Here is a 12,369-nt window from a genome sequence, read left to right as displayed (position 1 = left end):
CCTGGCAAAGTAGGGTCTCTTAACGCTTTGGCATGACTTAAAAAGCTCGCGCATGCCAAGCTTAATGTCAGGAGTATAAAAATCGGTTTATTCTGCAACACTGATAAACTCCTTATTAATACTCAAGGTATAAAGCTCTAGCTCAACGGTCGCATTAGGGTGCTTGTCGACATGATAATTTAAACGTTTCCAGTACAACTTATCTGGCATGGATTCAATTGACTCTACAAATTTTAAAATGGCGAAGTAACTTCCTTCCAAGGTCAGCTTAATACCGTGGCTGTAGAGATTCATTTTATGCTCATCTCCCACCTGCAAAAGCGGTGTTGGAGCAATTGAACCAAAAGAGAGTAATTTCACGCCTTGAACATTTCCTAGCAGATTTGTTAATACTGTCGGCATGTAGCTTGCTGGAACCATTGAAACCATTTGCGCATCTAAATCCGCATCAATGACCTGTGTTTGTTGTTCAATATGCGCTAAGCGATTGCGGTAATCGACATTGGGATCCAGCGCTAAACGCTGCTGATATAATTCGATTTGTTGGCTAGAAACATCATTGTCATTACTTATTTGAGCTAGCTGTCTTGAGAGTTTTTGTCTCTCCTTAAATATGCTCTCAACGGGCAAATAGACAATCATGCCAATAAGCACCAAGGCAGCTACGCAAATTAATACCCTTTCACGCTGGCTCAATACATTAAATTTAGATTCTAGTTGTTGCCAAACTTGTTTCATTGCTTAGCCTCCACTTCTGGAGCACTAGATAGCTTAAATGCTAACGGCTGTGACTCTCCGCGATCCATCGTCATCGTTGCAAATGCATAGCCTTTTAGAGTATCAGTGTGTTTTAACGCCTCAACCCATTTAGGGATACTTTGTGGTTTAGCACCGAAGCCCTCAAACTCAAAACGTTGTTCATTTACGGCAATACGGCTAAGCCATACAGAGCCATCTGAAACACTGGCTAAATCAGTCAAGAGATTTGAATAACCTCGGCTAATGACATTATCTCGCTGATTTAACTCAGTAGATAACAGCTTTTTCAAATCTAAACGTTGCTGCTCTAGTTCAACCCTAGCAACCAATTCAGGATCAGGCGCGCGATTTGCAATTTGTTGTTCAAGCTGTATTTTTTGTTCATCTAATTGCGATTTTTGAGCTGCTACTTTCGCTACATCAGCTTCAAGACCTGATACCAACCAATAACCAATTGCCCAAATCAAAAGACTAATGAACACTAACCCTGCCACCAGCATCATCATTTTCTCAAATGACAGGCGTAATTTTGCAGGTAACAAATCAACACTAAATAAATTAACTGTGGTTTTTATCATGCTTCACCTCCAGTTAATGCTTTGTAGGCCATCATAGATAAGTGCTCAGTGACATTGCTATGCTCTGTCGTACTGACCTTCTGATTGAAGTTTTGTGCAACTAATGGCACCAATGCTTGAGACTCTCCATCGATAAGTAAGTCGATAGAACCCACTGGAGCTTGCCTTAATTGGCTTTCGAAGTAATCCATAGAGCGTTGAATTTCTAAGCTCAAGTTGTCAGCTAAACCGTACTGAAGATCTGCTGCACTAGCTTGGTCGATTTGAGCAAAACCTCTTACTCGGCGTTGCATTAATAACTCACCCTGCTTGACTACAGTTAGGAGTAAATCATGTTCAGGCACATGACTCACAACCATATGGGTTGCTGCATCATCGAATAAAAGCGGCATAGCCAACTCTTCGATACTAATGCCAGCGATAGTATAGCCATGTAGTTCGCAAGCTTGAGCTAAAGCTGAAAGCTGCATTTTATTAGCAACCACGACGTTAATTTTTCCAGTGCTTGTCAGCGATGATTCAAAATAGTCCAATTGAATATTAGTCACTGGTTCAGTCGCTAAATCTTTAACTGACCACAACAAGGCTTGATTTAACTCATTGGCCTCTACATTGGGTTTATCGGCAACAATCAACTGATAAAAAGATTCACCCAATACAATTTGTAGCTTTGCATTACCAAAAGTTTCTTTTACCTCTGCAAACGCTTCTGACCAATTTTCACCATTAAAAGCAATTTTTTTAGTTACTCCAGATAATTTGGAGTTTACTTGGCTTTGAGTTTGAGAATCAGAGTCTTGCTTATCGTTATCGTGCACTTCCTCTTGAAACACACAAATTAAATCAGCACTGATGTACAACCCAAGTACTGTAGAAGTTTGGGTTTGGCGCCAGAATGTTAACTTACTTAAAAAACCATTATTCATTCAAAAACCTGTGCCTTGATAATCAGCTAAGAAACGATACATATAAACCGATAAGATAATAAAAAGATCTACTCTAAAAACTTAACAATACAAGCTTGGCCTAACTGCACACACCAACAAGTATGTAACACAAAGAACAGTTAACGGTTAAAAGCTTGTCAAAAAAATATCGTATGACATATTAACCGCTAATCACTTAATTTTATAGAAAAATAACATCAAAGAAATTGTATATACTTAAGATAGAATGTTATTCCCCAATACTCAAGATTCACGCCAGCAACAAACTTGCAATTTATTAACAGCCTTCGTTATTAAATTGTATATATTTGGTGCGTTAAAAGATTAATACAAAACTTGTACCAAGTCAGAGAATGACTTTATGTGCAGATTTAATTGGTAGACGGGATCTATTGATTAAAAAAATCACCTTGAGCTGCGCTCACACCGAGAATTTTCAGCGTTTGCCACTCTTCGAAACTGGCAACACCTTCAGCAAATACCTGAACTTCAGCGCGGTATAAACCACCGATCAAACTACGAATGAAAAGCTGATTTTCAGACTTGAGGTGGATTTGATGAATAATAGAACGATGTAATTTCACTAAGTCGAAATGGCATTCTTGAATATAATGCGTGCCAACAACTTGAAGGCCAACGTGGTCGACACACAACCTTGCTCCTATTTTGCGAAGCATATTCAAATTTTCCATCAAATCTTGTTGATGCTTAACCACAATATCTTCTGATACCTCAAATATCAGTCGAGAGGCAAGATGTCGCTGCTCCATCAAAGTGGTTCTTAACCAACGCATGAAAGCGCGGCTGGTTAGTGAGTCATAACTTAGGTTGATGCTAAAACTTTCTTGGTTATTTGCCATTAGCTCAAATAACACAGTTTCAATAAGCTGCCTTTCTACTTGAGGCATTAAGCCACACTTATTTGCCATTGGAATAAACAAAGTGGCTCTGATTTCGTTGCCTTGATTATCTATCGCTCTACTGAACACTTCCTTATGACAAGCATGGCCATCACTATCGATAACATTTTCTGTAATTGCTACAAAACGGCGATTCACTAAGGTATTTTCTAAAAAGCTTCTCCATCGAACTGAGCCTTTGGCAATTTCTTTATCTACCGCGCCTTTATCGTACATAAACCAATTATTGGTTCGCTGTAATTGCGCAGCTTTAAGTGCCATTTCAACTTCTTCGAGTACTTGTTCTTGCATGTCACCGGCTTTATAAAAAGCGGCGCCAAGGTGAACATAATTATCTTGAGTGTCAGATTGATTTTGTAGCTGGCTAATACCAAGTTTAAGCAATTTATTCGCTAAACTATCTGCTTCTGCTAATGATACTTGCGGTATAACAATAGCAAACTGATTGAAAGCATAACGCGCAAAAACGGCATCTTCATAGGCTTGCAATAATTTACTGATGGCTTGTACTAGGTCATTTAATTGTTCATTAATGACCTCATCACCTTCTTGTTGTTGCAATAAGTCTAAATCATCAAAATTAACTAACATCACAGCGCCGTGAGCAATCATACTGTTATGATGAGTGAGCGCTTCAAGTCTATTTTCAAAAAAAATGCGATTGCCGATCCGAGTGCTGGGGTCTAAAAAGGTTTTTGAACGAATAAACTGATCAAAACGTCCACGTTCTTTTTGAGCATCTTGTAATTGCTCTAATAACTTTGTCATGGCCCGATTAATTAATCGAGGTCGGCCGGTGCCAGGGGAATTTAACGCTTGTGAATGCTCACCTTCAAGTACTAGTTTGCTGCGCTGAGCAATTTGTTCTATTCCATCCAATTCATGGGTAAACCATCTCAGTCCATAACGTACAAATAATCCGATAGCACCTAAAGAAACTAATAGAATCAGATACTCATACCAGCCTAATTGGTGGAGTAAATAAGGCTGAGGTAATTTAAGCTCGAACCCAATGTCGGCGCTAGAATCAATTGTATGTTTGTAAATGGTAGGATTTTTTTGCGGTGCCGGTGAATAATATTCAAATAATATTTCATCACCTTTGGTTAATTTGAATGAATTAGCGTTATAAGCAATTAAGATCGGCGGTAACCAAGCATGCAAATCCCAATGACTATCGGATTGGTAATGTTCAACTAGCATAGACTCTAGCTGAGTCACTTTTTGTTGCTGAAATCTAAATGTCAGTTGAATAAAACTAACCAAAGCGCCAATCAAAAAAATAGCCCCGACCGCTGTCAAAGACAACAACCAAAAACTGGTCAATTTTTTAGTCAAAATCTTGGTTATTTTCATTATCAGCGTCCTGCTACTGCGCGACTCGATTTTATAAGATCAAACATTTAATTAGCGATAACGCTCAATGAACTGAACTCGATTATTCAGTAGCCATCAACAAAACGCAAACCCAATCTGTTTTAGATTAATTGTAGATACAAAAAAAGGGCTTACGCCCTTTTTCATTCAAACTAAGCTAACTCTATAATTTATATTCAGTCGGTAATATCTTTAATACTGCAACACCAGAGTCGATAGCAGCTTGAGATACCGCACTAGCGATATTTTTCAATAGGCGAGGATCCATTGGCTTAGGTAGCACATATTCGGCGCCAAAACTCATTGATTTAACATCAGGGTATGCCGCTAAAACTTCAGCAGGAACAGGCTCTTTAGCAATCGCTGCAAGTGCTTTAACCGCTGCAATTTTCATTTCATCGTTAATTTCAGTAGCACGAACATCTAATGCACCTCTAAAGATGAAAGGAAAACACAAAACATTGTTCACTTGGTTCGGGTAATCACTACGACCTGTACCCATGATCAAATCGCTACGCGTTGCATGAGCAAGCTCTGGCTTAATTTCAGGATCAGGGTTTGAACAAGCAAAAATGACAGGGTTTGGCGCCATTAATGCAATATCTTCAGCTGTTAATAAGTCCGCCCCCGATAAACCTAAGAATGCATCAGCATCTTTAATCACATCTTGTAATGTGCGCTTGTCAGTATTGTTGGCAAATAAGGCTTTATATTCATTAATGTCTTCGCGGCGAGTATGGATAACACCTTGTCTATCTAACATGTATACATTTTCACGTTGCGCGCCACACTTAACCATCATGGTCATACACGCGATAGCTGCAGCACCTGCGCCAAGACAAACAAAGACAGCATCTTCGATTTTCTTACCTTGAATTTCTAAGGCGTTGATCATACCAGCAGTAGTGACAATGGCCGTACCGTGTTGATCGTCATGAAATACCGGCACGTTACAACGAGCGATCAGTTCACGCTCAATTTCAAAACACTCTGGAGCCTTGATATCTTCAAGGTTAATGCCACCAAAGGTGTCTGCAATTGATTCAACCGTATTAATAAAATCAGCAGTGGTTCTATGCTTCACTTCAATGTCTGTTGAATCGATATTTGCAAAGCGCTTAAACAATAGCGCCTTACCTTCCATAACAGGTTTTGATGCCAATGGGCCTAAGTTACCCAAACCTAAAATAGCAGTACCATTTGAAATAACAGCAACAGTATTACCTTTGTTGGTATAACGATAAGCGTCATCTGGATTTGCCGCAATTTCTCTTACTGGCTCAGCAACACCCGGACTATAGGCCAACGACAAATCATGACTCGTTTGAGCTGGTTTAGTTAGGCTAACTGCAGTTTTTCCTGCAATTGGAAATTCATGGTAATCGAGAGCTTGCTGGCGGAAATCAGACATTTTATATTCCTGAATGAGGCAATTTATACGGCGAAATAAAGTTAAATTCAGTCAAAACACACAAAGACTCAGATAACTGAGCACAGGTCAGAGTCAGCTGTTATGCGCTTTGGCAGGCAGTATAAATGAAAATTTAACAAAAGTTATCTTTAATCACTGAATTTTGATCAAGTTACAATTTATCCCGCTTAAATAAATCATCACAATAAGAATCAAAGACTTAAAACTGTAGAAAAATAACAAGATTTGACATAAAAAAGCGGAATTTGCTTCATAAAGCTACAAATAATTTGCCTAAATAACAATATTATTAACTTAAGCAGTACTACATAATTTATAACTAAAAAAATAAATATTTTTGTGGGAATTTAGACCTAAAACAAAAAAAGACGCCGAAGGCGTCTTTTTCTTAAAATAATTGCAGTCGCAATTACTTCTTACCAAGTGCACCAAAGCGCTTGTTGAATTTGTCGATACGACCACCGGTGTCAACAACTTTCTGTGTACCAGTATAGAATGGGTGACATGCACCACATACGTCTAAATGTAAGTTTTTACCTACAGTAGAGTTTACTTTAATTACGTTACCACAAGTACAAGTTGCAGTTACTTCAGCGTAGTCTGGGTGGATACCTGGTTTCATTTGGATTACCTTCAATAGCAGGCCATGTCGCTCTCCCAACCCGAAGTTGAGCACCACATGCGTTCATAACAATAGCGTTAAGGCGCGCAATAGTACAGTATCTGTCCACCTCAAACAAGTGAAAATTAATTTGCTCTGTGCTGTTGTTGTAACGCTTCAAAAGTTAGTTTGTCTTCTGCTTTGCTTACATATTGATTTAACTGTGTTTGTGATGGGCAACCTAAGGTCACATCCTGCCTAATTAGGTGAATTTTCTGCTTTGAAAAACCGTTAGGGTTAGCATCATAAATTGCCAACATAGCCCCATAAACATTGGTATTCCATTGTTTATAGTAACGGGAAGCAATACGCCATAAGGTATCTGAATTACTTCGTTCGATAATACAGTCTGCACTCATAATAGGCTCCGATGACGCTGTGGTTTCTGTACTTGGTAGGGTTGCGACTCTAGCTTCATCAGAAGTGGCGTTTGTCACTTTTATGGCAGATTCTGATTGGGCAACTGCTTTACCAGTATATGGAACAGGCGCCACTTTTTTAGGTTGGTTTCGGGTATCGATTTTAACTTCTGTCTTGTCGGTAATTTTAATAAAAGGGGAATCAAATACTGGCAACACAGCATACTGGCGCCAACTATTACCTTTATACTCACTCACAATTAATTTAGCGTTTGGATCAGTAACATTATCAACACCAATCGCAAATAACATATAGCCGCTAATTGGCTGAACCATCAATTCTTCCATTATTTCTTTCGAACCATTAGTTTGTCGAAGGTGCAAGCTAATTCGAGAAAAGTCATTTTTACCAGCCACAATATTCAGTTTAATTTTGGGGTGTTGCCCCACCTCAAATTGACGACTGTTAATACTGATATGGCTCAGTGCAGCTTGAGCCACAAATGAAAATAAAAAAAGTGATAGTGCCAATACAGCTTTATTGAATATTCCTTTTGACATCAATTTTCTCTTATCCTATTTCTTTATGTTCTGGCTCTAGTAAACTAGACCCTCTCAATTGTTAACGATGATGAATTATGCCTGTGTTTGTTGAGGTTGCTCTACCCGTTCCTATGCGGCAAACCTTTAGTTACCAAGTTCCTGAATCCAACGTATCACAAATACAGCTTGGACTTAGGGTTAAAGTGCCTTTTGGTAGACAACAACTTGTAGGCTTAATCACTGCCATTAAACAAGAATGCGACGTTCCAGCCGATAAAATAAAACCATTTTCAGAACTGCTAGATAGCAAACCTTTATTGCCAGAGTCCCTTTATAAACTCACCTTATGGGCAGCACGCTATTACTTTGCTAGCCAAGGCCAAATGCTCAGTCAGGCCTTGCCTGTTGCACTTCGCAAAGGGTTAAGCGCGCAACCGCAAACCGTCACTTTTTTCGCACTTAATGATGCGGGTAAACAGGTCGACATCAGTGTGCTTAAGCGCGCTCCGGCGCAAAAAAAGCTGTTCGAATTATTACAACAATCATCTATCAGCCAAGATGACTTTACTACTCAAGAACTTAGCAAAGTCGCGCTAAAAGCCTTAGAAGACAAAGGCTGGATTGAACGTCAGCAAGTCTCTAATGAAACTGACTTAAGTTGGCGTGACCAACTTAATATGACTGAAACACCGTTAAAGCTCAACAAACAACAAGCTGTTGCAGTTTCAGTGTTAAATCAACAACAAGGCTTTCATTGCAGCTTACTTGAAGGTATCACTGGTTCGGGTAAAACTGAAGTCTATTTGTCGATTTTAGAAACGATATTAAAGCAAGGTAAACAGGCGCTAATTCTAGTACCAGAGATTGGCCTAACTCCGCAGACTATTAACCGTTTTAAGCGCCGCTTTGATGTCAATATTGCTGTTATTCATTCCGCCCTCACCGACAATCAACGCCTTGAAGCGTGGCGACAAGCAAGATGCGGTGAAGCTGCCATTATTATCGGCACTCGCTCAGCTTTATTTACGCCAATGGCCTATCCTGGGCTGATTATTTTAGATGAAGAACATGACAGCAGCTTTAAACAACAAGAAGGGGTGCGCTACCATGCCCGTGACCTCGCGGTTATGCGTGGCCATCTAGAGAAAGTACAAGTAATACTTGGCTCGGCGACGCCATCATTAGAAACCTTACAAAATGCTATTTCAGGACGTTACACCCACCTTGAACTCGCAGAACGGGCTGGCGCTGCTCAAAAAGTCAAACAAGGTATCATTGATATCCGCTCCCAGCCGCTAAAGTCAGGCATGTCTGCCTCGATGATTAACGAAATGCGTATGCACCTAGATGCAGGTAATCAGGTGCTACTTTTTCTTAATCGTCGTGGGTTTTCCCCAGCCCTTTTATGCCATGAATGCGGACATTTACATGAATGTGACCGCTGTGACGCCTTTTTTACCGTTCATCAAGGTTTAAACGAGATATGTTGTCATCATTGCGGCAATCAATATGCTATCCCCCATCAATGTCACTCTTGTGGCAGTACTATGCTGATGGGGCACGGCACTGGTACAGAGCAACTCGCTCAAGCGCTTGAGCAAGAGTTTCCTCAATATCCTGTAGTGCGAATCGATCGCGATACCACTCGTAAAAAAGGCTCACTTGAAAAACAACTCACTAGCATCTTAAAAGGTGAGTATAAAATTTTAGTTGGTACCCAAATGCTTGCTAAAGGACACCATTTTCCTGATGTCACCTTAGTCGGCTTGATGGATGTGGATGGCGCATTGTTTAGCGCGGACTTTAGAGCGCCAGAACGCTTTGCTCAGCTTTATACCCAAGTATCTGGTCGAGCTGGCCGCGCTGATAAACCCGGTAAAGTCTTGCTGCAAACTCACCAAAGCGAAAACCCTATACTTCATGATCTACTGAAAAATGGTTACGGTAAGTTCGCCAGAGCGCAGCTAGAGGAACGTCAACAAGCCTTACTTCCACCAGCGTGGCATATGGTGTTAATAAGGGCTGATGCACATTTAGCCGAAGATGCAGACAACTTCTTACAGCAAGTGGCTAACCTTTTGCCTCAAGATAAAGACTTTGAGGTTATTGGTCCCATGCCAGCGCCCTTAGATCGTAAAGCAGGTAAATACCGACGCCAGTTGTTATTTCAAGCTAAAAACCGTCAGCGCTTGCAACAAGAGTTTGAGCAAATTTTACCGCAAATTGAAGCACTCAATGAGAGTAAGCGTTGCCGCTGGAGCATTGATAGAGATCCACAAGATCTGATGTAATCTTGTTGCAGCATAAATTCATTATGCTGCTATTTATTTCAAATCAAAAAAATCTCGATTTATTACTTAATCGAGATAGCATTTGCATAGCAATAGCGGCTAAAATAGTCGGTTACCCCAGTCTTTTACTTTAAGTCAGTGCTAATAAACGCCCATGAAATCACATATTGCATCTTTACTAGAACAAACCGTCGACTCTTTTAAACAACAAGGCATTGTCCCAGCTGATTTTCAGGCTCGAATTCAAGTAGAGCGAACTAAAGATAAAAGTCATGGTGATCTTGCGACTAACTTAGCAATGATGCTGACTAAAGTGGCTAAAAAAAATCCGCGCGATATTGCTCAGCTGATCATTGATAACCTACCAGCCTCTAGCCATGTTGCTAAAGTTGAAATTGCAGGCCCTGGTTTTATTAACTTCTTTATTGATGAAAACGCCCTAGCAAATCAGCTACAAGATGCATTAAACGATGATGCTTTAGGGGTGACTTTACCGACTAAGCAAACCATCGTGGTTGATTACTCTTCACCAAACCTTGCCAAAGAAATGCACGTTGGCCATTTACGTTCAACCATCATTGGTGACAGTGTCGTTCGCGCGCTTGAGTTTTTAGGTCATAACGTTATTCGTCAAAACCACGTTGGCGACTGGGGCACTCAGTTCGGCATGTTACTGGCTTACATGGAAGAGCTACGCGCTGCCAACGGTGAGCAAGCTGAGCTTGAACTTTCAGACCTCGAAACTTTTTACCGTGCTGCTAAAGTTCGCTTCGACGAATCAGAAGAGTTTGCTACACGTTCACGTAATTTAGTGGTTTCACTGCAATCAGGTGATGAGTACTGCAATAAATTATGGCAAGAATTTAACGATATCTCACTGCATCACTGCCACGACGTGTATGAGCGCCTAGGTGTAAGTTTAACCCGCGCAGATGTACACGGTGAAAGTGCTTACAACGCAGACCTTGAGCAAGTCGTTAAAGATTTAGACGCTAAAGGACTCCTTAGCGAAAGTAATGGCGCTAAAGTGGTATTCCAAGAAGAATTCCGCACTAAAGAAGGCGAACCATTACCGGTTATTATTCAAAAAGCGGATGGCGGCTACCTATATGCTACATCTGACTTGGCCGCTATGCGTTACCGTTCAAACGTATTAAAAGCTGATCGCGCTTTGTATTTTGTCGATTTACGTCAAGCGCTGCATTTCCAGCAGGTATTTAGCCTTGCTAAAACTGCAGGCTTTGTGCGTGAAGACATGTCACTTGAACACACAGGTTTCGGCACAATGAATGGCGCTGATGGCCGTCCATTTAAAACTCGTAGTGGCGGCGTGGTTAAATTAGTCGACTTACTTGATGAAGCTAATACTCGTGCAATTGAACTCGTACGCAGCAAAAATCCTGACATGGACGAAGCAACTTTGCTTGAAATCGCACGCGTGGTCAGTATCAGCTCAGTAAAATACGCTGACTTATCAAAAAACCGTAGCAGCGATTACATCTTTAGCTTCGAGCAAATGTTGAGTTTTGAAGGAAATACCGCTCCTTACTTATTATACGCCTACACGCGTATCGCAGGTATTTTCAAACGTGCAGAAGACGTTGATTTAAGCCAGGCAAAAATTGTGCTTGAACACGATAAAGAAAAAGAGCTTGGGACTAAGCTTGCCCAGTTCGGTGAAGTGCTAACCCGCATGACAGAAAAAGGCTTACCACACGTAATGTGTGCTTATGTTTATGAGCTAGCCAGTGAGTTCTCAAGTTTTTATGAGGCTTGTCCAGTACTTGCTGCCGAAACAGAAGAGCAAAAACAAAGCCGCTTATTGTTATCGCATCTAACTGCCAAGACCTTGAAAACAGGTTTATCGCTGTTAGGTATCGAAACATTAGAGCGTATGTAATATGAGCCGAGATTACGCTAATAAGAAGCCTAGTCCTAAAAAACGTCCGGCAAGAGGAAAAAAGGCGCAGCCTAAGCCAGCTAGCCGCTACTTGTCGACGTTGGTAATTATTCTACTTGTTGCAGGATTTGGTTACTTTTTATGGTTTATCAGTGGTAGCTCTGATGATGCCGTTGAGCAATCAACGCCTGTAGTTGAAACCGTTGAAAAGCCTAAAACTCAGCCTGTTAAGAAAGATCCTAATGAGCTGCCGCCTAAGCCAACGGAAGAATGGACCTATTTAGAAGAGCTTGAAAACAAAAGCATTGATATCGACGTGCCTGAAGATGCATTAAAGTCACGCGGTCCTTATCAAATGCAATGTGCTTCTTTTAGAAAAGAAGACCAAGCAAACGAAATGAAAGCCATGATTGCTTTCCAAGGTCTTGAAGCCCAAGTTCGTGCAACTAAAGGTACAACGGGTACATGGCACAAAGTGATTTTAGGCCCATTTGAATCGAAACGTGAAGCAGAGCGAACTCGCCATAAGCTGCAACGTGCCGGTGTCAATGGTTGCCAAATTTGGCTGTGGGAATATTAAACTAAAATATTCCTATAAAAAG

General features: G+C 40.6%; 10 protein-coding genes. 3 read left to right on the top strand and 7 right to left on the bottom strand.

The features are described 5' to 3' along the window. Positions 1-87: 87 nt before the first annotated feature. From FNZ24_RS07390 to FNZ24_RS07360, 7 genes are all read right to left on the bottom strand, one after another. Positions 88-738 (bottom strand): MSHA biogenesis protein MshJ, encoded by a 651-nt coding sequence (locus FNZ24_RS07390; protein WP_153913844.1) that lies wholly within the window; start codon positions 736-738, stop codon positions 88-90. Then, positions 735-1,337, bottom strand: coding sequence for a fimbrial assembly protein (locus tag FNZ24_RS07385; protein WP_153913843.1), 603 nt, complete (start codon positions 1,335-1,337; stop codon positions 735-737). Before FNZ24_RS07385 ends, FNZ24_RS07390 begins: the two co-directional genes overlap by 4 nt. Next, a complete protein-coding gene (locus tag FNZ24_RS07380) occupies positions 1,334-2,263 on the bottom strand; it encodes a biogenesis protein MshI (protein WP_153913842.1) in 930 nt (309 codons plus the stop codon). The genes FNZ24_RS07385 and FNZ24_RS07380 overlap by 4 nt, the downstream gene beginning before the upstream one ends. Positions 2,264-2,673: 410 nt before the next feature. Next, positions 2,674-4,560, bottom strand: coding sequence for an RNase E specificity factor CsrD (csrD, locus tag FNZ24_RS07375; RefSeq protein ID WP_153913841.1), 1,887 nt, complete (start codon positions 4,558-4,560; stop codon positions 2,674-2,676). 184 nt (positions 4,561-4,744) lie between these two features. Next, complete coding sequence (locus tag FNZ24_RS07370; RefSeq protein WP_153913840.1) at positions 4,745-5,992, bottom strand: malic enzyme-like NAD(P)-binding protein; 1,248 nt, start codon at positions 5,990-5,992, stop codon at positions 4,745-4,747. A gap of 430 nt (positions 5,993-6,422) precedes the next feature. Further along, complete coding sequence (gene rpmE / locus FNZ24_RS07365) at positions 6,423-6,635, bottom strand: 50S ribosomal protein L31 (protein ID WP_055022928.1); 213 nt, start codon at positions 6,633-6,635, stop codon at positions 6,423-6,425. A gap of 125 nt (positions 6,636-6,760) precedes the next feature. Then, positions 6,761-7,594 carry a FimV/HubP family polar landmark protein gene (locus FNZ24_RS07360; RefSeq protein ID WP_153913839.1) on the bottom strand — a complete coding sequence of 278 codons (834 nt, stop codon included), beginning with the start codon at positions 7,592-7,594 and terminating at the stop codon, positions 6,761-6,763. 77 nt (positions 7,595-7,671) lie between these two features. Here FNZ24_RS07360 and priA point away from each other — a divergent pair, with 77 nt between their 5' ends. From priA to FNZ24_RS07345, 3 genes are all read left to right on the top strand, one after another. Next, positions 7,672-9,867, top strand: coding sequence for a primosomal protein N' (gene priA / locus FNZ24_RS07355; RefSeq protein WP_153913838.1), 2,196 nt, complete (start codon positions 7,672-7,674; stop codon positions 9,865-9,867). A 154-nt stretch (positions 9,868-10,021) separates the two neighbouring features. Continuing rightward, positions 10,022-11,767: an arginine--tRNA ligase gene (gene argS, locus FNZ24_RS07350; RefSeq protein WP_153913837.1), complete on the top strand. Its 1,746-nt coding sequence runs from the start codon at positions 10,022-10,024 to the stop codon at positions 11,765-11,767. 1 nt (position 11,768) lies between these two features. Continuing rightward, a complete protein-coding gene (locus tag FNZ24_RS07345) occupies positions 11,769-12,347 on the top strand; it encodes an SPOR domain-containing protein (RefSeq protein ID WP_153913836.1) in 579 nt (192 codons plus the stop codon). The last annotated feature ends 22 nt before the right edge of the window (positions 12,348-12,369 follow it).

It is taken from the genome of Shewanella sp. TC10 (assembly GCF_009663145.1).
Classification (GTDB): Bacteria; Pseudomonadota; Gammaproteobacteria; order Enterobacterales; family Shewanellaceae; genus Shewanella.
The sequence above is the reverse complement of the archived record's forward strand: the minus strand, read 5'-3'. Positions and strand labels throughout refer to the sequence as shown.